The organism is Mesorhizobium sp. P171375 (genome assembly GCF_057786075.1).
Genome location: NZ_JBYNWF010000001.1, coordinates 5,569,528 through 5,594,156 on the forward strand (window position 1 = coordinate 5,569,528; position 24,629 = coordinate 5,594,156).

Below are 24,629 nucleotides of genomic sequence, written 5' to 3' on the forward strand. Positions count from 1 at the left end.
AACATGGCAAGCAGCAACTGCAGGCCATGCGATCTCCAGGAGAGGATAGAAAAATGCCCATCACCGTAACCGCACCGCAAGGCGTACTGACCCCGGCCGGAGAGCGCGAGATCCTGCCGCGTCTCAGCGCCGCCCTGATCGATGCCTCCGGCGCCACCGGCAATGCGTTCTTCACCGCGATTGTCGGCGGCACGGTTCACATCCTGCCGCCGCACCACATCTATGCCGGCGGCGCCAATCGGCCGGTTGTCATGGTCGAGCTGAAACTGCCCAACATCGGCCTCGGCTCGCTCGAAGCCCGCAGTGCCTTCATCGCCGCTGCCGCCAGCATTGTCGCCGAACTCTGCGTGCCTGGTCACAGGCCCGAAAACACTTGGATCAACATCGTCAACGCGCCCGACGGCGGCTGGGGTATCGGCGACAGGCAATATACTGCAGAGGCCCTCATCGCTGCCGCCACTGCGGCGGCGCAGTGATACGGCAAACGGCGCCGAGCAGGAACAACCCGATGCGCCTCTCCCCTTCGCTGTTCTTCACCACCAATTGCGAACCGGCGCTGGCTTTCTACGAAGCGTGCGGCCTCGGCCGGGCAACCATCCTGCTGCGCTGGGGCGACAACGGCATGCCGGTGCGAACCGAAACAATGCGGGGAAAAATCCTGCATGCCCGGTTCGAAGGCCCGGGCGTGTTGTTTCACGCGTCAGACAATGACGATGCGGAGCCGATGAAAGGCTCCGCCTTGATGCTGGAGTTCGACGACCAGGCCAAAATGCCCGAGCTTTTCGACCGCATGACCTCGGGCGGACGGATCACTGTACCGCTGGCGCGGCAAGTTTGGGGAACCAGCTTCGGCATGCTGGTGGATGCCTTTGGCGTACAGTGGATGTTCTCCGGCCCATGAGCGCGGATCACGATCTTCTTACCTGAAAGCAGCACCGGTTGCGTATTGCGCCGCATTGCCGCCGTGCTGCGCCGGCTTCATGGTGAGGACAGTCTCTTGGAGATCTTCCATGCGTCCCGGTACGGCAATAGCATCGCTCTGGCTGATCTGGGTGGTGTCCTGGTTTCTGGCCGCCTTCTGGTCCGACCCGGCGCAAAAGCGCGCCGGCATCCAGGCGGAGTTTCGCTATCGCTCCCTCTGGTTGATCGGCGCGGTGCTGCTGTTCATTCCCGCGCATGGCTATGCCGGGCGGCTGCGGTTCTGGTTTCCGACCCTTGCAGAGGCGTGGATCTGCGCAGCGCTCATTGCCATTGGCCTGATATTCGCCTGGTGGGCGCGGCTGCATCTCGGCCGTCTCTGGTCGGCCTCGGTGACGGCCAAGGCCGAACATCGTGTCGTCGACACCGGCCCCTACGGGCTGGTCCGCCACCCGATCTACACCGGGCTGCTGCTGGCCATCCTTGCCACCATGGCGGCCAAAGGCACGGTCTGGGGCATCGCCGGTGCGGTTTTCCTCACCATCGGCATCGTCATGAAGGCAAGGCTAGAGGAGCGTTTTCTGCGCGGCGAACTGGGCAGCGCCTATGATGACTACGCCCGCCGCGTGCCGATGCTGGTGCCGTTCACGCCGGCCTGACTACAGCATCCTGAGCAGCGCGCCACCGATCGAATAGCCGGCACCGAAGGCGCACAGCACGCCAAAATCACCGGGCTTCATGTCGGCATGGTTTTCCGACAGCGCGATGATGGCGCCGGCGCCGGCGGTGTTGCCGAGCCGCTCCAGCACCATCGGCGCGCGGTCATGGTCGACCTCGTGGCCGAAGGCCAGCTTCAGGATCATGGCATTCATCCGCGCATTGGCCTGGTGCAGCCAGAAGCGCCGGACTGCTTGCGGCGTCAGCCCGTGTTCGGCCAGGAACTCGACGATGAATTTGTGGCCGGCGACGGTGACTTCCTTGAACACCTTGTTGCCGACCTGTTTGATCAGATTGCCCTCGAGGCTGATCATGTAGGGATCGTCCTGCGCGGTGCGGGTGTGGTAGCCCAGATTGGTGCGGATGTTGTTCGACATCTGCGTCCAGGTGCGTGTGTCCAGCACCTCGAAGCGTCCCGGCCGTTTCTCGCCCTTGGCCAAACCCTCGACCACCATCGCCACGGACGCGTCGCCGAAGATGAAATGCGTCTGCCGGTCGCGGAAATTGAGATGGCCGGTGATGATCTCCGGTGTAACCACCAGCACGCGTTTGTGCGCGCCCGTCCGCACCAGATTGACCGCGATGTGCAAGGCGGCCGCGGCGGACGAACAGCCGAGGCCCATGTCGAAGCCGGCGCCCTTGGTGCCCAGCGCCTCCTGCATTTCGATGGCGATCGCCGGATAGGGCCGCTGCTGGTGCGAGGCCGAACAGATCACCAGATCGATATCGGACGGGTTCAGGCCGGCATGGTCGAGCGCCTTTTTTGCCGCGGCCACGCCGAACTCGGCCTGCAGCGACAGCGCATCGTCGGGCCGTGCCGGGATGCGCGGCGCCATGCGGGTCGGGTCGAGAATGCCTTCCCGCTCGATGACATGGCGGGTCTGGACGCCCGAGGCATGGACGATGAAGGCGCTGTCCGATTTCTGCAGCAGGGTCTCGCCGGAGACCTCGCGGCGCGCATTCTCGGTATCGACCCAGGCATTGAAGCTGGCGACCAGTTCTTCATTGGTGATCTTGGCTTCAGGGATTTCAACGCCGATGCCGCTGATGATGACGCGATGCATTTCCAATCCGTCCATGCGCAGGCGTTGTCGTCCTCATGTGGGCGACGAATAGGCGCGACGCAACAGTTTTCTCACCCGGCCGGTTTACGCCGGCTTAAGCCGAGGACATTGGCCGGCATTCGCCAGAGCGCTAGCCCGCCCGCTTGGCGACAATGAAGATGCGCGGGAAGCGCAGCAACACCTTGCCGTTCGCCGTCTTCGGGTAGGCCTTGGCGATCTTCGCCGTGTAGCTCTCCAGAAACACTTTGCGCTCGTCGGCGTCCAGCGGATCGAGAAAGGGCTTCAACCCGGTCGACTTCACCCATTCGACGATCGCTTCGGCGTCAGCCAGCGGATGATTGTAGGCCGTATGCCAGATATCCACCCGGTCGGAGAGCGGCGACAACAGATCATAGTAGAACGACACCGGCGGCAACGGCCCGCGCGCCGCACCCGCCATCTTGGCAGTGAACGGCATTTCGGCCGCGGTCTCGCGCATCAGCTGATGCGAGGGCTCAAGCAGATTGTCGGGCATCTGGACGGCGAGCGCGCCGCCGGGCGCGAGAAAGCCCATCAGCCGCTGGAAGACAGCCGGATGGGTGGGCAGCCACTGGAACACCGCATTGGCAAAGATGACGTTGACCGGCTCGGCCGGCTGCCATGTCGAGGCGTCCGCGAGGTCGAAATTGACGCTGGGCAGGCGCGCCCTCGCCTTTTCGATCATGTCAGGAGAGGTGTCGAAACCGCTGATCTGCGCATCCGGCCAGCGCTCGACCAGCAGCTCGGTCGAATTGCCCGGCCCGCAGCCAATGTCGACCACCCGGCGCGGGAAATCGACCGGCACTTGCGCGACAAGATCGCGCGCCGGCCGCGTGCGCTCATCCTCGAATTTCAGATATTGGGCGGCGGACCAATCAGCCATTTGAGCTCCTCATATCGTCTTGAGAATTCGCCGCCCCGGTTGTTCCCTTACCGCGTCAGCCTCTTGTAGGTCATGCGGTGCGGGTTGACGGCTTCGGGCCCGAGCCGGCGGATCTTGTCCTGCTCGTAGTCCTCGAAATTGCCCTCGAACCATTCGACATGGCTGTCGCCCTCGAAGGCGAGGATGTGCGTCGCCAGACGGTCGAGGAACATGCGATCGTGCGAGATGATGACGGCGCAGCCGCCGAAGTTTTCCAGCGCGTCCTCGAGCGCGGCCAACGTTTCCGTGTCAAGATCGTTGGTCGGTTCGTCGAGCAGCAGCACATTGCCGCCGGTCTTCAGCATTTTTGCCAGGTGCACGCGGTTGCGTTGGCCGCCGGACAGGTTGCCGACCTTCTGTTGCTGGTCGCCGCCACGGAAGTTGAACGACGCGCAATAGGCACGCGTGTTGGCCTCGAACTTGCCGAGCTTGACCACTTCGGCGCCGCCCGAGATTTCTTCCCAGACGGTCTTTGACGGATCGAGCGCGTCGCGGCTCTGGTCGACATAGCCGAGCTTGACCGTCTCGCCGACGCGGACCGTGCCGGCGTCCGGCTTTTCCTGGCCGGTGATCATGCGAAACAAAGTCGTCTTGCCGGCGCCGTTCGGGCCGATGACACCGACAATGCCGCCCGGCGGCAGCTTGAATTCCAGGCCCTCGATCAAAAGCGTGTCGCCAAAACCCTTCGACAGGCCGTCGACTTCGATCACCACATTGCCGAGGCGCTCGCCATGCGGAATGACGATCTGCGTATCTGTCGGACGCCGCTTGTCGGCAGCGTCCAGCAGGTCCTGGAACGCCTGGATACGCGCCTTGGACTTGGTCTGGCGAGCCTTGGGGCTCGACTGGATCCACTCGCGCTCGCGGCCGATGGCGCGCTGGCGGGCGTCGTCCTCGCGGCCTTCCTGCTTGAGGCGCTTGGCCTTGGCTTCGAGGTATTTGGTGTAGTTGCCCTCATAGGGAATGCCGCGGCCGCGATCGAGCTCGAGGATCCATCCGGTGACATTGTCGAGGAAGTAGCGATCGTGGGTGATGATCATCACCGCGCCCGGATAGGCGCGCAGATGCTTTTCCAGCCAGGCCGTGGTTTCGGCGTCGAGATGGTTGGTCGGTTCGTCGAGCAGCAGAAGGTCGGGCTGGCGCAGCAGGAGTTGGCAGAGCGCGACGCGGCGGCGCTCGCCACCCGAAAGCTTGGTGACGTCGGCCTCCTTGGGCGGGCAGCCAAGCGCTTCCATCGCCATCTCGACCTGCTGTTCGAGATCCCACAGGTTCAGCCGGTCCATCTCGTCCTGGAGCTTGGCGGACTCGTCCGCCGTCTCGTCGGAGTAGTTCATCATCAGTTCGTTGTAACGTTCGATGATGGCGGTCTTGGCTGCGACGCCTTCCATGATGTTCTCGAACACCGTCTTGTTCGGGTCGAGCGCCGGCTCCTGCGCCAGGTAGCCGACGGTGGCGCCTTCGGCGAGCCACGCTTCGCCGTTCCACTCCTTGTCGATGCCGGCCATGATCTTGAGGATCGTCGACTTGCCGGCGCCGTTGGGGCCGAGAATGCCGATCTTGGCGTCCGGGTAGAAGGACAGATGAATGTTTTCGAGCACCTTCTTGGTGCCATAGGCCTTGTTGAGGCCGGCCATGTGATAGATGAACTGGCGTGCCACGCGCGCTTTCCCTGACAGTTGACCGAAAATGTCGGATTGAATGGAGGTTGGGCGCTATGTAGGCGATGCCGGGCCGAACGGCAATCGCTTTTGCCATTTCAAGCCAGGTGTACACCGCACGTTAAGTTTCCCGCCGGCCGCAGAGCGCGCTGAACTCCGGTTAACCCTTCAGCGTCAAAACAGGATCGATCGCTGGCTTTCCGCGATTTCGAGAAAGAGAGATCGGACCGACGGCAGTGCTGAACAGTTTCCTGCTCCTTGCCGAAGCTGTGGTCTACTTCAGCGTCATGGTCACGCATCCGAGCCCATTCGGCGTCGGTATAGGAAAAGCCCGGCCATTCCATGCGAGCGTCCTGGATTGCGATCATTCCCCGGGCCCAGAAAGCCAGCCGCGCCAGCGCGCCTGAAGTCATGCCACTCATCGCCACCCCCGTCGCATGAAATGCATCCAGACCATATCACCGCGTCACTGCCAAGCGACAGACGGATATCCTACTGGAACCCGGCCGCATCGACCGAACCCTTCGGGCAGCCGGCCTTGGTCGTCGGTGCGGAGGCGAGCATCAGACTGCCCAGCGAACTGTCCGGGCCGATCGGGCCGGTCAGGCCGAGCGTCAGCTCGCCGATCAGCCGCCTGCCGCTCGACGGATCGACCAGGCAGGAGACGCGCACCCGCGCGCCGGCCCCATTGCCGAAGGCGCTATCGAAGGCGCTGCGGATCTGGTCCGAGGTGAGCTGCTTGCCGACATTCTTGGTGAAAAGATCACGCACCGGCGAGGCATTCAGCGCCCGCATCAGGTTCAACGCCTCGGCAAAATACTCCTGCTGGCTCTTGCCGTAGCATGTGCCATGCTTGATCCACTCGTGCCGTTCGAGCTTGGACGCCGTTCCCGGCATCACCTGGTCAAGCTCGGCGCGCGTGTTGGCATCGAGATCGACCGGCGGCAGATCGGCCCAGTGGGCCGGATTGTCATTGGCCTTGTCGCTCGCCGCCACCTGGCAATAAAAATTCCCGTTCGGCTGCGGCCACAGCCCGTGCAGCGTGAAATGCGACGCGTCGAAACCGCCCGCCGTCTGCGCCTGGCATTCGGGCTTGCTCGACTTGGTTTCGCAAAAGGCCGGCTGCCAGCTCAGCGCAAAGACATATTCGGGCTTGCCCGAAGCCGCAGGCTTGCCCTGATCGGCCGGCGCGGCCGGCCCCGCGCTACCACCGGAAACATGGCCGCAGCTGATCTTGACCCAGCGGCGTTCCGGATCGGCGCCGGGCACGCGGATGAGGTAATGCGTCGGCGCATCCTTGTTGCCAGCCAGAAGGTCGTAGCTCTGTCCGGCCGCAGTCGAGATATTGCCCGGATTCTTGCCGCTCTTGATCGCCTGCGTTGCCGGACAGGCAGCGTCTGCGACGAAAGAGCCGCTCATCTTGACGTCGGCTCGCGCCATGCCTGCGCTGGCCAGCGCCACCAACACCGCGGCCCATATCGCCGATATCCGCATTCCAGAACTCCTAGCGTTTCATGCCGCAAGCTAGAAACGTACGACATGTCAGAATTACGATTTCTTTCGTCCGCCGCAAAAAACAATCTCCACCAGGTGCGGCTGACGCTTCCCGACCTCCCCTTGACGTCGGTCGCGCCGTCGCCCAACAGTCGCGGAGGGAGCGAGACATGGCATTTGACATGCAGACGACGCTGGCCTCACCGACCGGGGCCACGCTCAACCTTTATGTGAAGCACGCGAGCGGCACTCCGCGCGCCGTCGTCCAGATCAACCACGGCCTGGCCGAGCACGCCGCGCGCTATGCCCGCTTTGCCGATTACCTCGCGCCGCGCGGCTTTCATGTCTACGTCCACGACCACCGCGGTCACGGCGCGACCAAGGCGCCCGATGCGCCGCTCGGCAGGTTTGCCGGCACCGACGGCGCCGCCAAGGTGGTCGCCGATGTCGACGCCGTCCACGATCTGATCGCCAAGGAGCAGCCCGACGTGCCGGTCATCCTGTTCGGCCATTCGATGGGCGCGTCGGTGGCATTGAACTACCTGTTGGCGCACTCGCCACGCGTTCACGCCGCCGCGATCTGGAACGGCAATTTCTCGCAAGGCCTGCTTGGACAGCTTGCGCTCGCCATCCTGGCCTATGAGCGCTTCAGGCTCGGCTCCGATGTCCCCTCGCGTATCTTGCCCCGGCTGACCTTCCAGGCCTGGGGCAAGGCGGTGCCCAACCAGAAGACGCTGTTCGACTGGCTGTCGCGCGACGAAGCGGAAGTGGCCAAGTACGTCGCCGATCCGCTCTGCGGCTGGGATGCCTCGATCTCGATGTGGCGCGATGTCGTCCAGATGGCACAGAATGGCGGCAAGGACGCAGGGTTCGCCGGCATAAGGCGCGACCTCCCAGTCAGCATCGTCGGCGGCGAGAAAGACCCGGCTTCCGACTACGGCAAGGCCATCGATCATCTCGCCAAACGCATGCGCGCGATGGGCTTTTCGAATCTGCTTTCAAAGGTTTACGCCGACACCCGCCACGAAAGCCTGAACGAAGTGAACCGCGACATCGTCATGGACGATTTTGCCGCCTGGGCCGATGGTGTGTTGAAACGCTGACATCGCTGGCCCAGCGCAAGGCCCGTGACAGCGGCATCCCGGATTGATAGAGGCTGCGGTTCCGACCCGCTCTGGTGATTTATGGCTGAACCTCCACTGAAAGGCGTCCGCGTCGTCGAACTCGCCCGCATCCTGGCCGGCCCATGGGCCGGCCAGTTGCTGGCCGATCTCGGCGCCGATGTCATCAAGGTCGAAAGCCCCGATGGCGGCGACGACACCCGCAAATGGGGTCCGCCCTTCGTCATGAGCCATGACGGCGAGAACCTGTCGGCCGCCTACTACCATTCCTGCAATCGCGGCAAGCGATCCATCGCCGTCGATTTCTCGACGGCCGAAGGCGCCGAGACAGTGCGCCGGCTGGTGGCCACCTCGGATGTGCTGATCGAGAACTTCAAACTCGGCGGACTGAAAAAATACGGGCTGGATTACGAGAGCCTGAAGGCAATCAATCCCCGCCTCGTCTACTGTTCGATCACCGGCTTCGGCCAGGATGGCCCTTACGCACCCCGCGCCGGCTACGATTTCATCATCCAGGCCATGGCCGGCATGATGTCGATCACCGGCGAGGCCGGGCGCGAGCCGCAGAAGGCCGGCGTCGCCATTTCCGATATCTTCACCGGCCTCTATTCGGTGATCGCCATCCAGGCAGCGCTTCGCCATGCCGAAAAGACCGGCGAGGGCCAGCACATCGACATGGCGCTGTTCGACACCCAGATCTCCGCACTCGGCAACCAGAACCTCAACTATCTCGTCTCCGGCAAATCGCCGGTGCAGATGGGCAATGCGCATATGAACATCGCGCCCTATGAGGTTGTGCCGGTCAGGGATGGCCACATCATCCTCGCGGTCGGCAATGACGGCCAGTTCGGCAAATTCTGCGCCGCCGTCGGGCTCGACCATCTCGCAGCGGATCCCGATTTCGCCACCAACCCGGCTCGCGTCGCCAACCGGGTGAAATTGCGTGAGCACATGATCGAGACCCTGAAGGACTGGGATCGCGACCCGCTGCTGGCGAAGCTCGAGGCGGCAAGCGTGCCAGCGAGCCCGATCAACAATATCGGCCAGATGTTTGCCGATCCGCAGACCATCGCGCGCGGCATGCGGCTCGACCTCGACGACGGCCATGGCAACCGTCTGCCTTCGGTGCGCGCGCCGATGGTGATGTCCGGCACGCCGCTGGTCTATGAGCGCCCCTCGCCGCGCCTTGGCGAACACACTGACGAAATCCTTGCCGAACTGGAGAAATCTGGACGATGAAGACCGGCGGACAATTGATTGTCGACGCACTCGAGGCCAACGGCACCGATCGCATCTTTTGCGTGCCGGGCGAATCCTATCTTGCGGTGCTCGACGCGTTGCATGACTCACCGATCCGCACCATTGTCTGCCGCCAGGAAGGCGGCGCTGCCATGATGGCCGACTGTCAGGGGCGGCTGACCGGCAAGCCTGGCATCTGCTTCGTCACCCGCGGCCCCGGCGCCACCAACGCCTCGGCCGGCATTCACATCGCCATGCAGGATTCGATCCCCGTGATCCTGTTCATCGGCCAGGTCGCCAGCCACGCCAAGGAGCGCGAGGCTTTTCAGGAGGTTGATTACAAGAGGTTCTTCGGCGACATCGCCAAATGGGTGGTCGAGATCGACGATGCCGCGCGCATCCCGGAATTCGTCACCCGCGCCTTCGCGGTGGCAACCTCAGGCCGCCCCGGTCCTGTCGTCATCTCGCTGCCGGAGGACATGCTGACCAGCCTGGTCGAGGCGCCCGCGGCCTTGCCGCACACGCCGGTCGAAACGCGGCCGGGCGAAGCCGAGCTCGACGCACTGGAGAAGCTGCTTGGCAAGGCCAAGCGTCCTTTCGTCATCCTCGGCGGCACGCGCTGGAACGAGGAAGCGGTGGCACGCATGCGCACCATTGCCGAGGCCTGGTCGCTGCCGGTCGGCTGTTCCTTCCGCCGCCAGATGCTGTTCGATCATCTCCACCCGAACTATGCCGGCGATGTCGGCATTGGCATCAATCCGAAGCTGGCCACGACGATCAAGCAGGCCGATCTGGTGCTGCTGATCGGCGGCCGCATGGGCGAGATGCCGTCCTCCGATTATACGCTGCTGAAAAGCCCCTACCCCGACCAGACGCTGGTCCATGTCCACGCCGATGCCGGCGAGCTCGGCCGCGTCTACCGGCCGACGCTGCCAATCAATGCCTCGCCCTCGGCCTTCGTCGAGGCATTTGCCAAACGCAAGCCGACTGGCACGCCAGCTTGGGCCGACGAGACGGCCAAGCTGCACGCCGCCTATCTCGACTGGTCGATGCCGCCGGAAAGCGGCCCCGGCCCGGTCCAGATGGGCCCGATCATGAATTATCTGGAAAAGGTACTGCCCGACGACGCCATTCTGACCAACGGCGCCGGCAACTACGCCACCTGGGTGCATCGCTTCCACCGCTTCCGCCGCTTCGCCACGCAGGGCGCTCCCACCTCCGGCTCGATGGGCTACGGCACGCCGGCCGCAGTTGCCGCCAAGGCTCTCCATCCAGACCGCACCGTGATCGCCTTTGCCGGTGACGGCTGCTTCCTGATGAACGGACAGGAATTCGCTACCGCTGTGCAATACGACCTGCCGATCATCGTCATCGTCGTCAATAACGGCATTTACGGCACCATCCGCATGCATCAGGAGCGCGACTATCCCGGCCGCGTCGTCGCCACCGACCTGAAGAACCCGGACTTTGCAGCTCTTGCCCGCGCCTATGGCGGCCATGGCGAGACGGTCGAGAAGACAGCCGATTTCGCCCCCGCCTTCGAGCGCGCCCGCGCCAGCGGCAAGCCGGCAATCGTCGAAATCAGGCTCGATCCCGAGGCGATCACGCCGACCCGGACGATGACGCAGATCCGCGACAAGGCCTGACGAAAAGGGGCGGTCGGCCGCCCCCTTTTTGTCGGTTTGATTGGGTTATTTCACGGCCTCGATCTGCCCGCGGATCTCGCCATCCTTGTTCGCGGCAGTGTGGACATTGACGTAATAGTTGCCGGCAGCCAGGTCGGCGGCCTGCGCATCGGTGAGTTCCGCCGAACCCTTGATCGGGCTCTTGAGCTTGCCTTTGAACGGGATCACTGGAGCTGCGTTCGCACCCATCGCCGCCGGACCATGAATGTGCGCCGCCGTCGCCGGGCCGCTGAGGCCGGAATATTTGACGTTCCAGCTGAGCTTCTTCTTGGTAGTGTCGAATGTGAAAGTGGCTGTGCCTTTGCCCTTAGTGGTGACTGCCGGATTCTGCTGGCTGCCGTCGAGTGTCGCCTTGTACTTCACCACCTCGGCCATGGCCGGCGACGTGAACAGGAAAGCCGTCGAAACGGCGAGCGCCGACAGAATCGGCGCCAGGGACTGGACGTGCATGGAAACCTCCGTTGTAGCACCCGAAATGGATGCACCGTCACAACGGCTTAAAGAGCCGATGTTTCCCGGGTAACGGCGATTTGACATCGCGGAGAGAAGGGGGCGGTCGCCCGCCCCTTCCGGATCTCCACGAAAAGCACTGATCAGACGCTCGCCAGCGCCTGCGTCAGGTCGGCGATCAAATCGTCCGGGTGCTCGACACCGATCGACAGCCTGACCGTGGTCTCCAGCACGCCGATGCGCTGGCGCACGTCGAAGGGAATGCCGGAATGGGTCATCGCCGCCGGGTGGCTGGCAAGCGATTCCGTGCCACCGAGGCTCACCGCCAGCTTGAAGATCTGCAGCCCGTTGAGGAGAGCGAAGGCCGCCTTCTCTCCGCCTTTGATATCGAACGAGAAGGTCGAGCCGGCGCCGCTGCACTGCGCCTTGTAGGCGCGGCCGGCAGCCGTATCCTCGCCCAGGAACGGCAGGTAATGCACCTTCTCGACCTTGGCGTGGTCGCGCAGGAATTCGGCGACCAGGCGCGCATTGTCATTGGCGCGCTCCATGCGTATCGATAGCGTCTCCAGCGAGCGGCCGAGCATCCAGCAGGAATGCGGGTCGAGCTGCGTGCCGATGGCGCCGCGCAGCGCCTTGATCGGCTTGGTCACCGCCCTGCTGCCCATGGCCGCACCGGCGATCAGGTCGGAATGGCCGCCGACATATTTGGTCAGTGAATAGACCGAGACATCGGCGCCGTGTTCGATGGGCCGCTGGAACACCGGGCCGAGCAGCGTGTTGTCGCAGACGATGATCGGTGTTGTTCCTTGCTTGGAGCCAATTTCGTCGGCGATCTTCCGGGTCAGCGCGATGTCGACCAGGCTGTTGGTCGGATTTGACGGCGTCTCAATCAGGATGACCGACAAACGGCCCTTCGCAACTGCCGCGTCTGCAGCCGCCCGCACCGCCGTCTCGTCGACGCCATCGGCGAAACCGACAGCGCCGATGCCGAAGCCGGACAGCGTGCGCGTCAAAAGCGTCTCGGTGCCGCCGTAAAGCGGTTGCGAATGCAGGATGACATCGCCCGGGCGGGCATAGGCGAGCAGCGTGGTCGCTATCGCCGACATGCCCGACGAAAACAGGATGCAGGCATCCGTTCCCTCATAGATCGCCAGCCGGTCCTCGACGATCTCTGAGTTGGGATGGTTGAAGCGCGAATAGACCAGGCCCGAAGCCGTGCCGCTCGGCGGTTCCTTGCGGCCGGAGGTATAGTCGAAGAAGTCGCGCCCCTCTTCCGCCGACTTGAACACGAAGGTCGAGGTCAAAAACACCGGTGGCTTGACCGCGCCCTCCGACAGCTGCGGATCGTAGCCGTAGCTCAGCATCAGCGTCTCCGGATGGAGCTTGTGGTTGCCGATATGGGTTTTCGACGGGCGTGGCGCGGTCATGGCTTTTCCTGGATTTGGAGGAGTCTCGCGCGGCAATTTATGCGATCCCGATCCACCAGTCCTTGCTATTTTCGGCTCCGCATGCCTGCATCCCCGCAACAAACTGCCAGGAGCGAGCAAAATTGCAGCAGAAGATAGCCGATGATTTCGACCTAAAAATCCTGCGCGAACTGCAGGCCGACGCCCGCATCACCAACAATGAGCTGGCCGAGCGCATCGGCCTGTCGCCGTCACCTTGCCTGCGGCGGGTACGCCGGCTGGAGGAAGCCGGCATCATCAGGGGCTACACCACGCTGGTTGATCCCTCAGCCTTCGGCTGGAGCATGGTCGCCATCGCCACCGTCAGGTTGAGCCGCCAGAACGAGGACGAGATCGTCATGTTCGAGGAGGCGATCCGGGGCTGGGAAGAGGTGCTGGAATGCCACCTCGTCACCGGTTCGCGCGACTATGTGCTGAAGGTGGTGACCGGCAGCCTCGACCAGTACGAGCGCTTCATCAAGGAAAAGATCGCGCGGCTGAAATGCGTCGCCTCGATCGAGACCAGCTTTGTTATGAACACCATAAAGGAACGGCGCCTCTGAACCAGAGGCGCCGTTTCTACGGATCAGTTATGCCGGACAGGCTTATTTGATCGCCTTGTCGGTGATGGCCGTGGTGTAGGCGCCGGTCGGCGCCTTGGTGATGATCTTCTGGTCGAGCAGCGCCTTGGCGGTGCGCTCGTAGGTCGCCGGATCGAGCTTGCCGTCGGCATTGTCGATCAGCTTGGCGATTTCGCTCATCATCCGCTTCTGGTGGTTCTCGTCCTGGCCGCCATTGTCCATGACGATGCCTGCGGCTTCGTCATTGTTGTCGATGGCATATTTCCAGCCCTTCATCGAGGCGCGCACGAAACGCACCATCTTGTCCTCGAAGGCCGGATCCTTGAGCTTGTCTTCCGAGGCATAGAGCCCGTCTTCGAGCAGGTCGTTGCCCATCGCCGAGTAGTTGAACACGGTCAGCTGTTCCGGCTTGTAGCCGGCATCGATCAGCTGCCAGTACTCGTTATAGGTCATGACCGAGATGCAATCCGCCTGCTTCTGGATCAGCGGCTGCACGTCAAAGCTCTGCTTGAGAACGGTGACACCGTCCGGGCCGCCTTCGGTCTTGAGGCCGAGCTTGTTCATCCAGGCGTAGAACGGATACTCGTTGCCGAAGAACCAGACGCCCAGCGTGTGGCCCTTGAAATCGGCTTCGGTCTTGATCGGGCCGTCCTTCGGGCAGACCAGTTCCATGCCGGCCTTCTTGAACGGCTGGGCGATGTTGACCAGCGGCACGCCCTTTTCGCGCGCGGCCAGTGCACCACCCATCCAGTCGACGATGACGTCGGCGCCGCCGCCGGCGATCACCTGCTCGGGCGCGATATCGGGACCGCCCGGCTTGATGTCGACGTCGAGACCTTCGGCCTCATAGAAACCCTTGGCCTTGGCGACATAGTAGCCGGCGAACTGGGCCTGCGTGACCCATTTCAACTGCAAGGTCACCTTGTCGGCGGCCATGGCCTGGAACGCGGCCAGCGACATCGCGCCGGCCAGCAACGGAATAATCAGTCTTTTCATGTTTTTACCCTCTGAAGTTAACACCCAAAACCCACCGCCCTATCCACCACGGACAGAGGGATGCCAAAACGTGACGGCTCTCTCGATAAGAGCGACCACGCCATAAAAGACCGAACCCGCAAGGGCTGCAACTGCGATTTCGGCCCAGACCATGTCGATGTTCATCCGCCCGACCTCGGTCGAGATGCGGAAGCCCATGCCGACGACCGGAGTGCCGAAGAATTCGGCGACGATGGCGCCGATCAGCGCCAGCGTCGAGTTGATCTTCAGCGCGTTGAAAATGAAGGGCGCCGCGGCCGGCAGCCGGAGCTTCAACAGCGTCGGCCAGTAGCCCGAGGCATAGGTCCGCATCAGGTCGCGCTCCATATGGCCGGAGGCCGCAAGCCCGGCGACCGTATTCACCAGCATCGGGAAGAAGGTCATGATGATGACGACAGCTGCCTTGGACGGCCAGTCGAAGCCGAACCACATCACCATGATCGGTGCTACGCCGATGATCGGCAGCGCCGAGACCATGTTGCCGATCGGCAGCAGGCCACGGCGCAGGAACGGCACGCGGTCGGCCGCGATGGCCACTAGGAAGCCGGCGCTGCTGCCGACGACATAACCGAAGATCACCGCCTTGAAGATGGTCTGCCGCACGTCGGCGCCAAGCACCGGCAGGGAACTCGCGATGCGCGCGCCGATAGCGCTCGGCGGCGGCAAAAGGATAAAGGGAATGCCGGCGCCGCGCGTCACCGCTTCCCAGATGATCAGGATCCAGGCGCCGAAGATCGCCGGGATGATCAAGCGCAACGCCATCCGCACCCCTTTTTCGATCGGCCGAAGCCCCGACAGCACCGCCACGCAGCGCCAGGCAAGCAGCCAGGCAGCGGCGAGCAGCAGGAAATACGGCGCCAATGCTGCGCCTTCGAAACCGGTAATGCCGGAGATCAGCATCCAGGCGACGAGGTGGGCGCCGATAAACAGCACCACGGCCTCCGCCAGCGGCGGAATCCTGAGCATCGAGATCAGCCCCGCCAGCACCGCCAAGCCGATCATCGGGGTCTTTAGTCCGAAATAGGGATAGTCGAAGCTGGCGGCCGGATCTGCAAGTGCAGCCGCTTCCGGCTTAGACATCGCGCCGAGCGCCAGAGCGACAAGGCACAGGAGAATGGCCAGCGCCGCTTGCCAGGATGGCTTCAGCCAGTTCATGCCGGCCTCCCGCCCATGGCGCGGTCGACGAGGCGCCCGGCTATGCCGACCACCATGACCAGAAGTGCCGCCACCACCGAGCCTGCGACCAGCGCTGACCAGATGTCGATCGACTGGCTGTAATAAGCGCCGGCGAGCAGTTTCGCGCCGATGCCGGCAACGGCACCCGTCGGCAGTTCGCCGACAATGGCGCCGACCAGGCTCGCCGCCACCGCCACCTTCATCGAGGTGAACAGGAACGGCACCGATGCCGGCACGCGCAATTTCCAGAAGGTCTGTGAGGCGCTGGCATTGTAGGTGTGCATCAGGTCGAGATGCATGAGTTCGGGCGAGCGCAGGCCTTTAACCATGCCGACGGTCACCGGGAAGAACGACAGATAGGTCGAGATCATCGCCTTCGGGATGAGACCAGTCACGCCAATCGCCGCCAGCACGACGATGATCATCGGCGCCACCGCCAGGATGGGGATGGTCTGCGAGGCGATGATCCACGGCATCAGGCTGCGGTCGAGCGTTGCCACATGCACAATGCCGACGGCGATGATGATGCCGAGCGCCGTGCCGAAGGCAAAGCCGAGCAGCGTCGACGACAGGGTCACCCAGGCATTGTAGACGAGGCTGCGGGTCGAGGTGATCGGCCGCAGAAAGGTGTTCTCGAAGAAATTCACCGCCACCTGATGCGGCGCCGGCAGTGTCGGCTTCGGCTGCGACAACGTCTTGCCGATGAATTCGACGGTGCCGGGGGTTTCATTGGCACGGCGGTCGAGATCACGCTGGAACGGCGCGTTGAGGATCACGGCGAAGACATACCAGAGCACGACCACGCCAGCGAGGATCGATGTCACCGGAACGAGCTTGTCGCGGAAGCTGTCCATCTAGCCCACCGCCTCAATCTTCATAGCTGTGCCCCGCGTGCAGACCATCGCGGACGCGCGCGGCGATCGCCAGGAATTCCGGCGTCTCGCGGATGTGGAGCGGCCGCTCTCTGGGCAGCGTCGATTCGATGACATCGGTGACGCGGCCCGGGCGTGGCGACATGACGACGATGCGCGTCGAAAGATACACGGCCTCAGGAATGGAGTGGGTGACGAAGCAGATGGTCTTGTTGGTGCGTCCCCACAATTCCAGCAATTGCTTATTGAGATGGTCGCGCACGATCTCGTCCAGCGCGCCGAACGGCTCGTCCATCAAAAGCAGGTCGGCGTCGAAGGCGAGCGCGCGGGCGATCGAGGCGCGCTGCTGCATGCCGCCAGAAAGCTGCCAGGGATATTTCTTCTCGAAACCTGAGAGGTTGACGAGGTCGAGCGTGCGGTTGATCCGCTCCCTCTGTTCTGCCTTTGACAGGCCCATGATCTCCAGCGGCAGCCCGACATTGCGCTCGATGGTGCGCCACGGAAACAGCGCGGCGGCCTGGAAAACATAGCCATAGGCGCGTTTCTCGCGCGCCTGTTCGGCCGTCATGCCGTTGATCGAAATCGTCCCCGAGGTCGGCTTCTCCAGATCCGCGATGACGCGCAGCAAGGTGGTCTTGCCGCAGCCCGATGGGCCGATGAAGGAGACGAACTCGCCCTTGCCGATGGTGAGGTCGACATTGGAGAGCGCCTGTACCGGACCGTCATTGGTCTGAAAGGTAAGGTCAAGTTTGCTTGCCGAAACGACGGCTGGCGAGGTTCCCGTCATTGGCTGCACGCCGCCTTTCGCAGCCGCTGCCGCGCAGGATGAAATGCCGTTGCATTTGCGTTGATGTTGTTTTCCACTCGTCCAATCCCCATCAATCGACGCCCGGAGCCTTGCCGATGTCGCCCAAACCCACCTGTCACCTTATCCGTCCTGAAAGCACTTATGAAGGCAAGCAGGGATTGACCTATTTTGCCGGCATCGCGGCGGAGTCGGTCGGTTCCTCCGGCATCTGCATGCACGTGCTCACCATGCCGCCCGGCGCCCGCGCCAAGGCGCACCTGCATGAAAGCCATGAAACGGCGATCTACGTGCTCTCCGGCGAGGTTCACACCTGGTATGGCGACCGGCTTGAGAACCACATCGTCGTCAAGGCCGGCGACCTCTTCTACATCCCTGCCGGTGTGCCGCATCTGCCGGCCAATCTCAGCAACGCCCCCTCGTCGGCGGTCATCGCCCGCACCGATCCCAACGAACAGGAAAGCGTCATCCTGCTGCCGGAACTGGATGCGCTGGTGGCCTGACGCTGACGGGATCGCCGTCATTTGCACCGCGCAACCTCGCCCATGACGTTGCCATCTTCGTCGGCGATCGTCAGTTTCTTGGCGTTCTTGGCGCTGCGCTTGATTGTGAACTTGGTCGGCTTCGACCCCTCTTCGCCTTCCGCCTCGCATGTTGCCGTCACCACCAGCGATCCATCGGCCTGTGCTTGCTTGTCTGTGAAGGTGCAGGCGCTGGCGGCGGTGACCAATGTCTCGTCGGTCAAGAGCAGCATCTGATCGGCGGCGACTTCCTGGCCGTTGCGGTTGATGCAGCCATATTTGTCGCCGTAGGGTTTCGACAGGTCGATGCCGGCCGCGACAGCCTGACCGGCAGCCAGAACGGCAAGCACCGCCACAGAGAGACCAAAACCACGCACACTCATTCCCCCAAATCCAACGTCACGAACACGGTAGCAGCGGTCCCATTTCTTCAAGGCCGGGAATGGTCACGAAGAACCCATCGTCGCCTTTGTTGGTGACCACAACGGTTTCAGCCGTCGTCCCCGCCTCACCTTCGGCCGAACAGGTCGCAGTTAGCGATTGCGAACCGGGCGCCGAGGTCAATTGCTGCGCAAACCGGCAGCCACTGCCATAGGTCTCGATGCCTTCGGCAGTCAGCACGATATAGTCGTCGCCGTCCTGGTAACCAGCCTTTGCGACAACGCAGCCGGCATCGTTGCCCCAGGAGCCAACCAGCACGCTGGCCGCTTCTGCCGGACCGGCGATGACGGTCGCCGCGACCAGTGAGATGAACGCTGCGGAATTCGGCAACCTCAGACCCCCGTCGCCGGAATGCCGGTGCGTTCCACCTTGCGTGGCGCGGTAATGTCCTTCCAGGTCGACAGCGCCCGGTTCACCGCCGCGTTCGGCTCGCGGGCGACGAACTCGCCATGGCCGGGCTTGGCCTTGACCTCGGCTTCCTCGATCGACAGTTCACCGCGCGAGAAGACGAAGCGCGGCAGGCCGGTCACCTCGAACCCTTCGAAGACGTTGTAGTCGATCACCGATTGCTGCTTTTTCGAGGTGATCTTCTTCTTGCGCTTCGGGTCCCACACGACGATGTCGGCATCCGCCCCTTCGACGATGGCGCCCTTCTTCGGATACATGTTGAGGATCTTGGCGATGTTGGTCGAGGTTACTGCGACGAACTCGTTCATCGTCAGCCGTCCGGTGTTGACGCCTGTGGTCCACAGCATCGGCAAGCGATCCTCGAGCCCGCCAGTGCCATTCGGGATCTTGGTGAAATCGCCGACGCCGTTGCGCTTCTGCTTGGTGGTGAAGGCGCAATGGTCGGTCGCCACCACTTGCAGCGAACCGGCCTGCAGGCCGGCCCACAGCGAATCCTGGTGCAATTTGTTGCGGAAGGGCGGGCTCATCACGCGGCGCGCCGCATGGTCCCAGTCCTTGTTGAAATATTCGCTCTCGTCGAGTGTCAGATGCTGGATCAGCGGCTCGCCGAAGACGCGCATTCCTTTCTGCCGCGCCCGGCGGATGGCCTCATGCGCCTGCTCGCAGGAGACATGCACGACATAGAGCGGCACGCCGGCCATGTCGGCGATCATGATGGCGCGGTTGGTCGCCTCGCCTTCCACTTCCGGCGGGCGCGAATAGGCATGCCCCTCCGGGCCGTTGTTGCCGGCGGCGAGAAGCTTCTGCGATAGTGCGGCGACCACGTCGCCGTTCTCGGCATGAACCAGCGGCAGCGCGCCGAGGTCGGCGCAGCGCTGGAACGACGCATACATCTCGTCGTCGTCGACCATCAACGCGCCCTTGTAGGCCATGAAATGCTTGAACGAGGTGATGCCTTTGTCGACGACGGTCGCCATCTCGTCGAACACCTGCTTGCCCCACCAGGTGATCGCCATGTGGAAGGAATAATCGCAGGACGCCTTCGACGTCTTGTTGTCCCACATCTGCAAGGCTTCGAGCAGCGACTGCTTCGGCGACGGCAGGCAGAAATCGACGACCATCGTCGTGCCTCCGGAAAGCGCTGCGCGCGTACCGGACTCGAAATCATCGGCCGAATAAGTGCCCATGAACGGCATTTCGAGATGGGTATGCGGGTCGATGCCGCCCGGCATGACGTAGCAGCCGGTGGCGTCGTACTCATGATCGCCATGCAGGTCCGAGCCGATGGCGACGATCTTGCCGTGCTGCATCAGCACATCGGCCTTCCAGGTGCGGTCGGCAGTGACGATGGTGCCGTTTCGGATGACTTTGGTCATTTTCGTGTTCCCTTGTTCTTGTCGCGCTTCTTAGTGAGCGTCGTTTGAACCCAGATTTTAGTTCACGCCACGATCCCCGCCGTCTCCACCACCGCGTGGAACAGCACATCGGCGCCGGCGCCGGCCCATTCCTTGGTGATTTCCTCGGCCTCGTTGTGTGACAACCCGTCAACGCAGGGACACATCACCATGGCGGTCGGCGCAACGCGGTTGATCCAGCAGGCATCGTGGCCGGCGCCGGAGACGATGTTGCGGTGGGTATAGCCGAGGCGATCGGCGGCATCGCGGATCGCCTTGACGCAGCCGGCGTCGAAGGTCACCGGATCGAACGCGCCGACCTGTTCGACTTTGTACTGGATGTCGAGCGCCTCGCAGATCGTTTCGATGCCTTCGCGGATGCGGCCGTCCATCGCGTCCAGAACTTCCTTCTCGGGCGAGCGGATGTCGATGGTGAAGACGGTGCGCCCGGCAATGATGTTGCGCGAATTCGGAAACACTTCCATGTGGCCGACCGCACCGACGGCATCCGGCTGGTAGTCCATGGCGATCTCGTGCACCAGCTCGATCACTCGGGCCATGCCGAGCCCGGCATTGCGGCGCTTGGGCATAGGCGTCGAACCGGTATGCGCCTCCTTGCCGGTCAGCGTCACCTGCAGCCATTTCAGGCCCTGGCCATGGGTGACGACGCCGATATCGATGCCTTCATCCTCGAGGATCGGCCCCTGCTCGATATGCAATTCGAAGAAGGCGTGGATTTTGCGATCGCCGACCTTCTCCGTGCCTTTCCAGCCGATTCGCTCCAGCTCCTCGCCGAATCTTTTTCCCTGTTTATCGGTGTGCTGATACACGTCCGCCTGCTCCAGCACGCCGGCGAACACGCCAGACGCCATCATCGCCGGGGCAAAGCGCGAGCCTTCCTCGTTGGTCCAGTTGGTGACGACGATCGGATGCCTGGTGGTGATGCCGAGATCGTTGAGCGAACGGATGATCTCCAGCCCGCCGAGCACGCCAAGCACGCCGTCATACTTGCCGCCGGTCGGCTGCGTGTCGAGATGGCTGCCGACATAGACCGGCGGCAGGCTGGGATCGGCGCCTTCCCGGCGGGCAAACATGGTGCCCATCTCGTCGAGGCCCATTTCGAGCCCGGCCGCCTCGCACCAGCGCTTGAACAGATGCCGGCCCTCGCCATCCTCGTCGGTCACGGTCTGGCGATTGTTGCCGCCGGCAATGCCGGGGCCAATCTTCGCCATCTCCATGATGGAATCCCACAACCGGTCTGAATTGATTCGCAGATTCTCGCCTGGGGCGGCCATTCAAAATCCTCTCATTTCATATAACCAACCCGGCGGCGGTTCCCGCCACCGCCGGATTGGCTCAATAGATTAGTCTATCGCCCGCAGCACTTCACGCACATGGTCGATCAATTCGTTGATCTGGCCCTTGGTGATGATCAGCGGCGGCGACAGCGCGATGATGTCGCCGGTGGTGCGGATCAGCGCGCCGCGCTCGAACGCCTTGACGAAGGCCGAGAAGGCCCGCTTGGTCGGCTGGCCGGCAATCGGCGCCAGTTCGATCGCGCCGATCAGGCCGATATTCCTGATGTCGATGACATGCGGCTCGCCCTTCAGCGAATGCAGCGCGTCTTCCCAGTACGGCGCCAGCTCCTCGCCACGGGTGAGCAGACCCTCTTCCTTGTAGGTATCGAGCGTGCCGAGTGCTGCGGCGCACGCAATCGGATTGCCCGAATAGGTGTAGCCGTGGAAGAACTCGATCATGTGCTCGGGACCGGTCATGAAGGCGTCGTGGATTTCCTTCTTCACGAACACCGCCCCCATCGGGATGACGCCGTTGGAAACGCCCTTGGCGGTGGTCATGATGTCGGGCGTGACGCCGAAATAGTCGGCGGCGAAGGGTGCGCCGAGGCGGCCGAAACCGGTGATGACCTCGTCGAAGATCAACAGGATGCCGTGCTTGGTGCAGATTTCGCGAAGCTTCTGCAAATAGCCCTTCGGCGGCAGGATGACGCCGGTGGAGCCGGCGACCGGCTCGACGATGACGGCGGCGATGGTCGAGGCGTCATGCAGGGTGACGATGCGCTCCAGCTCGTTGGCAAGCTCCGCGCCATATTCCGGCACGCCCTTGGAGAAGGCGTTCTTCTCCGGCAGATGCGTATGCGGCATATGGTCGACGCCGCCGAGCAGCGTGCCGAACATCTTGCGGTTGCTGACGATGCCGCCGACCGAGATGCCGCCGAAGTTGACGCCGTGATAGCCGCGCTCGCGGCCGATCAGCCGGGTGCGCGCGCCCTCGCCCTTCACGCGGTGATAGGCGATCGCCATCTTCAGCGCCGTGTCGACCGATTCCGAACCGGAATTGGTGAAGAAGACATGATCCATGCCCTTGGGCGCGAGATCGACCAAGCGGTTGGCCAGTTCGAACACGATGGGGTGGCCCATCTGGAAGGCCGGCGCATAGTCGAGTTCGGCGGCCTGATGCTGAATCGCCTCTGTGATCTTCGGCCGGCAATGGCCGGCATTGACGCACCACAGACCGGCGGTGCCGTCGAGCACCTTGCGGCCGTCGCTGGTGGTGTAGTGCATGTCCTTGGCGGACACGAACATGCGTGGCGCCTGTTTGAACTGCCGGTTTGCCGTGAACGGCATCCAGAATGCGCTGAGATCGTTCGGCGTGACTTTCAGCCGGTTGGACATGACCAAGACTTCCCCTTGTAACCTGTTTCGGTGCGGCTAACGCTTGGTCTTTCCAACACTTGGTCTTTGCGACGTTTTCATGCTACGCAAATTTTGACCGATTGGACAAACGTTAGCACCGCCCTGTCGGCGGTCAAGGGATTACTAGCGGAAATGCGGCCTTCGAAGTGCGCTCCACGGCTCAGGGAAAAACTGGTCCAGAGAATTGGTCCAGATGACCCGCGCGACCAAGGCTTGGCCGTATGACCGACGCCATGGAAGGCTCCGCCCCTCGCCGCACCCGCATCCAGCAGGAAAAGCGCGAACTGATCCTGGAAGCGGCCCTCGAAGTCTTCTCCACCAATGGCTTTCGCGGCTCGACCATCGACCAGATCGCCGAAGCCGCGGGGATGTCAAAGCCGAACCTGCTCTATTATTTCCGCCGCAAGGAAGACATCCACGAAACGCTGATGGAGCGGCTGCTCGCTACCTGGCTGGCGCCGCTGCGCGAACTCGACGACATCGGCGATCCCCTGACCGAACTCCGGAGCTACATCAGGCGCAAGCTTGAAATGGCGCGCGATTTTCCCAGGGAAAGCCGGCTGTTCGCCAACGAGATTTTGCAGGGCGCGCCGCGCATCATGCCGCTTTTGGAAGGCGAACTGAAAACGCTGGTCGACGAGAAGGCCAATGTCATCAAGGGCTGGATGCGCGCCGGCAAGATCGCCCGTACCGATCCCTGGCACCTGATCTTTTCGATCTGGGCGACGACGCAGCACTACGCCGATTTCGACGTCCAGGTCCGCGCCGTACTCGGCGCCGACCGCGGTGGCGACGGCCGCTTCGAGGATGCGGCGCGATTTCTCGAGCAGTTGTTCATTGATGGGCTGAAGCCGAAAGGCTGAGGCAAGATCGCGCTTGGGGGCCAACTTGCCGGTCGTCGGGGCTGCTGCAGACGGTGGAGATTGGCCGAGGCGCACATTGATTTCGTCATTCTAGGGCGAAGCTGAGAGGCTGCAGCCACCAACGCTACGCGCTACGGCGCTCCACCGGAATCGCCTCGAGCAGCTCTTCCAGCTTCACAACCGAATTCTGCTCGGCGAGTGGCGTGTAGACAATCAGCTTCATGTCCGAGCCGTCGTCGATCGACAGGCTCATATGCTCAAACGCCATCGCGCCGGCGATCGGGTGGCGCAGGTACTTCTTGCCGGACAGACGATGCACCACATCGCGCTGCGGCCACCATTCGCGGAATTCCGGGCTGGAGCGCATCATCAGCGCAATCAGCCGCTCGAAGTCCGGATCGCCGGTGTATTTTGCGCTCTCGGCGCGAAACGCGGCAAGGGTGGCGCGCGCCAGTTGTTCCCAATCGACCAGCAGGTGGCGCCGGTGCGGATCGGTGAACACGCCATGGAGGATGTTGCGGGCATCGCCCTCCAACAGACCGTAGTCGCCGAAAATGGCAACGGCCCCGGCATTCCAGGCCAGCACATCCCAGCGCGGCCCGACAATATAGGCCGGCTGCAGGACCAGGCTCTGCAGCATGTGCAGCAGTGGACCTTCGACCTTGACCGGGGTGATGCGCCGCCGCTCGGGCTGCTGGCGGCCGGCCAGCGTGAACAAATGCCGCTTCTCGGCGGCGTCGAGGCGCAAGGCCTCGCAAAGCGCCGTCAGCACCTCGACGGAAGGCCGCACGTCCCTGCCCTGCTCCAGCCAGGTGTACCAGGTCGTGCCGACACCGGCGATCATCGCCACCTCTTCGCGGCGCAGACCGGGCGTACGCCGCCTCGCGCCGGCCGCAATGCCGGTGGCTGACGGCGAAAGCCGTTCGCGGCGCGAACGCAGGAAGGCACCGAGCTCGCGCCGGCGGCTGTCTTCGGGTGATGGTGCGGAAGCATCCATGGGCTCAGTATAGCAGTATCGATACCAGGATAAAGTTTGAACTGTTTGCGGCGCGCCGATCGCCCCATCTTGTCACCCAGAGCGAATATGG

Annotated in this window: 26 protein-coding genes; 9 read left to right on the forward strand and 17 right to left on the reverse strand. The window is 63.1% G+C overall.

Going from position 1 to position 24,629, the window contains the following annotated elements:
• Positions 1 to 53: 53 nt before the first annotated feature.
• The 3 genes from ACYHH6_RS27245 (at position 54) to ACYHH6_RS27255 (ending at position 1,577) form a co-directional block, all read left to right on the forward strand.
• Positions 54 to 476 (forward strand): hypothetical protein, encoded by a 423-nt coding sequence (locus tag ACYHH6_RS27245; RefSeq protein ID WP_352583852.1) that lies wholly within the window; start codon positions 54 to 56, stop codon positions 474 to 476.
• 32 nt (positions 477 to 508) lie between these two features.
• Complete coding sequence (locus ACYHH6_RS27250; protein WP_352583850.1) at positions 509 to 901, forward strand: VOC family protein; 393 nt, start codon at positions 509 to 511, stop codon at positions 899 to 901.
• Positions 902 to 1,010: 109 nt separating this feature from the next.
• Positions 1,011 to 1,577: a methyltransferase family protein gene (locus tag ACYHH6_RS27255; protein ID WP_352583848.1), complete on the forward strand. Its 567-nt coding sequence runs from the start codon at positions 1,011 to 1,013 to the stop codon at positions 1,575 to 1,577.
• Here the strand turns inward: ACYHH6_RS27255 and ACYHH6_RS27260 are convergent, their stop codons facing one another.
• The 5 genes from ACYHH6_RS27260 to ACYHH6_RS27280 all read right to left on the reverse strand — a co-directional run bounded on the left by ACYHH6_RS27260 (position 1,578) and on the right by ACYHH6_RS27280 (position 6,791).
• Positions 1,578 to 2,699 carry a beta-ketoacyl-ACP synthase III gene (locus ACYHH6_RS27260; protein WP_352583846.1) on the reverse strand — a complete coding sequence of 374 codons (1,122 nt, stop codon included), beginning with the start codon at positions 2,697 to 2,699 and terminating at the stop codon, positions 1,578 to 1,580.
• A 130-nt stretch (positions 2,700 to 2,829) separates the two neighbouring features.
• Entirely contained in the window at positions 2,830 to 3,600 is a 771-nt protein-coding gene (tam, locus tag ACYHH6_RS27265) for a trans-aconitate 2-methyltransferase (RefSeq protein ID WP_352583845.1), read from the reverse strand.
• 47 nt (positions 3,601 to 3,647) lie between these two features.
• Entirely contained in the window at positions 3,648 to 5,297 is a 1,650-nt protein-coding gene (gene ettA / locus ACYHH6_RS27270) for an energy-dependent translational throttle protein EttA (RefSeq protein ID WP_112560345.1), read from the reverse strand.
• A gap of 98 nt (positions 5,298 to 5,395) precedes the next feature.
• Positions 5,396 to 5,719, reverse strand: coding sequence for a hypothetical protein (locus ACYHH6_RS27275; protein WP_352583844.1), 324 nt, complete (start codon positions 5,717 to 5,719; stop codon positions 5,396 to 5,398).
• 70 nt (positions 5,720 to 5,789) lie between these two features.
• Positions 5,790 to 6,791 (reverse strand): ribonuclease T2 family protein, encoded by a 1,002-nt coding sequence (locus ACYHH6_RS27280; RefSeq protein ID WP_352583842.1) that lies wholly within the window; start codon positions 6,789 to 6,791, stop codon positions 5,790 to 5,792.
• A gap of 170 nt (positions 6,792 to 6,961) precedes the next feature.
• Here ACYHH6_RS27280 and ACYHH6_RS27285 point away from each other — a divergent pair, with 170 nt between their 5' ends.
• From ACYHH6_RS27285 to ACYHH6_RS27295, 3 genes are all read left to right on the forward strand, one after another.
• Positions 6,962 to 7,894, forward strand: a complete 933-nt coding sequence (locus ACYHH6_RS27285) for an alpha/beta fold hydrolase (RefSeq protein ID WP_352583841.1) — start codon at positions 6,962 to 6,964, stop codon at positions 7,892 to 7,894.
• An 81-nt stretch (positions 7,895 to 7,975) separates the two neighbouring features.
• Entirely contained in the window at positions 7,976 to 9,151 is a 1,176-nt protein-coding gene (locus tag ACYHH6_RS27290; RefSeq protein ID WP_352583839.1) for a CaiB/BaiF CoA transferase family protein, read from the forward strand.
• The gene (locus ACYHH6_RS27295; protein WP_352583837.1) at positions 9,148 to 10,797 is read left to right on the forward strand and encodes a thiamine pyrophosphate-binding protein; all 1,650 of its coding nucleotides are present in this window, start codon (positions 9,148 to 9,150) and stop codon (positions 10,795 to 10,797) included. Before ACYHH6_RS27290 ends, ACYHH6_RS27295 begins: the two co-directional genes overlap by 4 nt.
• Before the next feature lie 45 nt (positions 10,798 to 10,842).
• Here ACYHH6_RS27295 and ACYHH6_RS27300 read toward each other — a convergent pair whose 3' ends face one another.
• The gene (locus tag ACYHH6_RS27300; protein ID WP_352583836.1) at positions 10,843 to 11,286 is read right to left on the reverse strand and encodes a CHRD domain-containing protein; all 444 of its coding nucleotides are present in this window, start codon (positions 11,284 to 11,286) and stop codon (positions 10,843 to 10,845) included.
• 143 nt (positions 11,287 to 11,429) lie between these two features.
• Positions 11,430 to 12,713: a cystathionine gamma-synthase family protein gene (locus ACYHH6_RS27305; RefSeq protein WP_352583834.1), complete on the reverse strand. Its 1,284-nt coding sequence runs from the start codon at positions 12,711 to 12,713 to the stop codon at positions 11,430 to 11,432.
• A gap of 122 nt (positions 12,714 to 12,835) precedes the next feature.
• Between ACYHH6_RS27305 and ACYHH6_RS27310 the strand changes: the two genes are divergently transcribed.
• Positions 12,836 to 13,294, forward strand: a complete 459-nt coding sequence (locus tag ACYHH6_RS27310; protein WP_112560478.1) for an Lrp/AsnC family transcriptional regulator — start codon at positions 12,836 to 12,838, stop codon at positions 13,292 to 13,294.
• 42 nt (positions 13,295 to 13,336) lie between these two features.
• On the opposite strand, the gene ACYHH6_RS27315 is transcribed toward ACYHH6_RS27310, so the two are convergent.
• From ACYHH6_RS27315 to ACYHH6_RS27330, 4 genes are read right to left on the reverse strand one after another with little or no spacing between them, the layout of a single operon-like run.
• Positions 13,337 to 14,308 carry an ABC transporter substrate-binding protein gene (locus ACYHH6_RS27315; protein ID WP_192258496.1) on the reverse strand — a complete coding sequence of 324 codons (972 nt, stop codon included), beginning with the start codon at positions 14,306 to 14,308 and terminating at the stop codon, positions 13,337 to 13,339.
• A gap of 39 nt (positions 14,309 to 14,347) precedes the next feature.
• Positions 14,348 to 15,502 (reverse strand): ABC transporter permease, encoded by a 1,155-nt coding sequence (locus ACYHH6_RS27320; RefSeq protein WP_352583832.1) that lies wholly within the window; start codon positions 15,500 to 15,502, stop codon positions 14,348 to 14,350.
• Positions 15,499 to 16,377: an ABC transporter permease gene (locus ACYHH6_RS27325; RefSeq protein WP_352583830.1), complete on the reverse strand. Its 879-nt coding sequence runs from the start codon at positions 16,375 to 16,377 to the stop codon at positions 15,499 to 15,501. The genes ACYHH6_RS27320 and ACYHH6_RS27325 overlap by 4 nt, the downstream gene beginning before the upstream one ends.
• Before the next feature lie 13 nt (positions 16,378 to 16,390).
• Positions 16,391 to 17,182 carry an ABC transporter ATP-binding protein gene (locus ACYHH6_RS27330; protein WP_352583828.1) on the reverse strand — a complete coding sequence of 264 codons (792 nt, stop codon included), beginning with the start codon at positions 17,180 to 17,182 and terminating at the stop codon, positions 16,391 to 16,393.
• Positions 17,183 to 17,298: 116 nt separating this feature from the next.
• Between ACYHH6_RS27330 and ACYHH6_RS27335 the strand changes: the two genes are divergently transcribed.
• Positions 17,299 to 17,703, forward strand: a complete 405-nt coding sequence (locus ACYHH6_RS27335; protein ID WP_435053224.1) for a cupin domain-containing protein — start codon at positions 17,299 to 17,301, stop codon at positions 17,701 to 17,703.
• Between the two features lie 17 nt (positions 17,704 to 17,720).
• Here ACYHH6_RS27335 and ACYHH6_RS27340 read toward each other — a convergent pair whose 3' ends face one another.
• From ACYHH6_RS27340 to aptA, 5 genes are all read right to left on the reverse strand, one after another.
• A complete protein-coding gene (locus ACYHH6_RS27340) occupies positions 17,721 to 18,104 on the reverse strand; it encodes a hypothetical protein (protein ID WP_352583825.1) in 384 nt (127 codons plus the stop codon).
• Positions 18,105 to 18,120: 16 nt separating this feature from the next.
• A complete protein-coding gene (locus tag ACYHH6_RS27345) occupies positions 18,121 to 18,492 on the reverse strand; it encodes a hypothetical protein (RefSeq protein ID WP_352583824.1) in 372 nt (123 codons plus the stop codon).
• 2 nt (positions 18,493 to 18,494) lie between these two features.
• Complete coding sequence (gene hydA / locus ACYHH6_RS27350; protein ID WP_192258503.1) at positions 18,495 to 19,946, reverse strand: dihydropyrimidinase; 1,452 nt, start codon at positions 19,944 to 19,946, stop codon at positions 18,495 to 18,497.
• Positions 19,947 to 20,008: 62 nt separating this feature from the next.
• The gene (locus tag ACYHH6_RS27355) at positions 20,009 to 21,259 is read right to left on the reverse strand and encodes a Zn-dependent hydrolase (protein ID WP_352583822.1); all 1,251 of its coding nucleotides are present in this window, start codon (positions 21,257 to 21,259) and stop codon (positions 20,009 to 20,011) included.
• Positions 21,260 to 21,328: 69 nt separating this feature from the next.
• The gene (gene aptA, locus ACYHH6_RS27360) at positions 21,329 to 22,657 is read right to left on the reverse strand and encodes an omega-aminotransferase AptA (protein WP_352583821.1); all 1,329 of its coding nucleotides are present in this window, start codon (positions 22,655 to 22,657) and stop codon (positions 21,329 to 21,331) included.
• 254 nt (positions 22,658 to 22,911) lie between these two features.
• Here aptA and ACYHH6_RS27365 point away from each other — a divergent pair, with 254 nt between their 5' ends.
• Complete coding sequence (locus ACYHH6_RS27365; RefSeq protein WP_142868293.1) at positions 22,912 to 23,541, forward strand: TetR family transcriptional regulator C-terminal domain-containing protein; 630 nt, start codon at positions 22,912 to 22,914, stop codon at positions 23,539 to 23,541.
• Positions 23,542 to 23,665: 124 nt separating this feature from the next.
• Here the strand turns inward: ACYHH6_RS27365 and ACYHH6_RS27370 are convergent, their stop codons facing one another.
• The gene (locus ACYHH6_RS27370; RefSeq protein WP_352583819.1) at positions 23,666 to 24,538 is read right to left on the reverse strand and encodes a helix-turn-helix transcriptional regulator; all 873 of its coding nucleotides are present in this window, start codon (positions 24,536 to 24,538) and stop codon (positions 23,666 to 23,668) included.
• Positions 24,539 to 24,629: the final 91 nt, after the last annotated feature.

Bases quoted from the DNA above. Each gene is read 5' to 3' on its own strand.
- ACYHH6_RS27245 (WP_352583852.1), top strand. From the start codon at position 54: ATGCCCATCACCGTAACCGCACCGCAAGGCGTACTGACCCCGGCCGGA.
- ACYHH6_RS27250 (WP_352583850.1), top strand. From the start codon at position 509: ATGCGCCTCTCCCCTTCGCTGTTCTTCACCACCAATTGCGAACCGGCG.
- ACYHH6_RS27255 (WP_352583848.1), top strand. From the start codon at position 1,011: ATGCGTCCCGGTACGGCAATAGCATCGCTCTGGCTGATCTGGGTGGTG.
- ACYHH6_RS27260 (WP_352583846.1), bottom strand. From the start codon at position 2,699: ATGCATCGCGTCATCATCAGCGGCATCGGCGTTGAAATCCCTGAAGCC.
- tam (WP_352583845.1), bottom strand. From the start codon at position 3,600: ATGGCTGATTGGTCCGCCGCCCAATATCTGAAATTCGAGGATGAGCGC.
- ACYHH6_RS27275 (WP_352583844.1), bottom strand. From the start codon at position 5,719: ATGAGTGGCATGACTTCAGGCGCGCTGGCGCGGCTGGCTTTCTGGGCC.
- ACYHH6_RS27280 (WP_352583842.1), bottom strand. From the start codon at position 6,791: ATGCGGATATCGGCGATATGGGCCGCGGTGTTGGTGGCGCTGGCCAGC.
- ACYHH6_RS27285 (WP_352583841.1), top strand. From the start codon at position 6,962: ATGGCATTTGACATGCAGACGACGCTGGCCTCACCGACCGGGGCCACG.
- ACYHH6_RS27290 (WP_352583839.1), top strand. From the start codon at position 7,976: ATGGCTGAACCTCCACTGAAAGGCGTCCGCGTCGTCGAACTCGCCCGC.
- ACYHH6_RS27295 (WP_352583837.1), top strand. From the start codon at position 9,148: ATGAAGACCGGCGGACAATTGATTGTCGACGCACTCGAGGCCAACGGC.
- ACYHH6_RS27300 (WP_352583836.1), bottom strand. From the start codon at position 11,286: ATGCACGTCCAGTCCCTGGCGCCGATTCTGTCGGCGCTCGCCGTTTCG.
- ACYHH6_RS27305 (WP_352583834.1), bottom strand. From the start codon at position 12,713: ATGACCGCGCCACGCCCGTCGAAAACCCATATCGGCAACCACAAGCTC.
- ACYHH6_RS27315 (WP_192258496.1), bottom strand. From the start codon at position 14,308: ATGAAAAGACTGATTATTCCGTTGCTGGCCGGCGCGATGTCGCTGGCC.
- ACYHH6_RS27320 (WP_352583832.1), bottom strand. From the start codon at position 15,502: ATGAACTGGCTGAAGCCATCCTGGCAAGCGGCGCTGGCCATTCTCCTG.
- ACYHH6_RS27325 (WP_352583830.1), bottom strand. From the start codon at position 16,377: ATGGACAGCTTCCGCGACAAGCTCGTTCCGGTGACATCGATCCTCGCT.
- ACYHH6_RS27330 (WP_352583828.1), bottom strand. From the start codon at position 17,182: ATGACGGGAACCTCGCCAGCCGTCGTTTCGGCAAGCAAACTTGACCTT.
- ACYHH6_RS27335 (WP_435053224.1), top strand. From the start codon at position 17,299: ATGTCGCCCAAACCCACCTGTCACCTTATCCGTCCTGAAAGCACTTAT.
- ACYHH6_RS27340 (WP_352583825.1), bottom strand. From the start codon at position 18,104: ATGAGTGTGCGTGGTTTTGGTCTCTCTGTGGCGGTGCTTGCCGTTCTG.
- hydA (WP_192258503.1), bottom strand. From the start codon at position 19,946: ATGACCAAAGTCATCCGAAACGGCACCATCGTCACTGCCGACCGCACC.
- ACYHH6_RS27355 (WP_352583822.1), bottom strand. From the start codon at position 21,259: ATGGCCGCCCCAGGCGAGAATCTGCGAATCAATTCAGACCGGTTGTGG.
- aptA (WP_352583821.1), bottom strand. From the start codon at position 22,657: ATGTCCAACCGGCTGAAAGTCACGCCGAACGATCTCAGCGCATTCTGG.
- ACYHH6_RS27365 (WP_142868293.1), top strand. From the start codon at position 22,912: ATGGAAGGCTCCGCCCCTCGCCGCACCCGCATCCAGCAGGAAAAGCGC.
- ACYHH6_RS27370 (WP_352583819.1), bottom strand. From the start codon at position 24,538: ATGGATGCTTCCGCACCATCACCCGAAGACAGCCGCCGGCGCGAGCTC.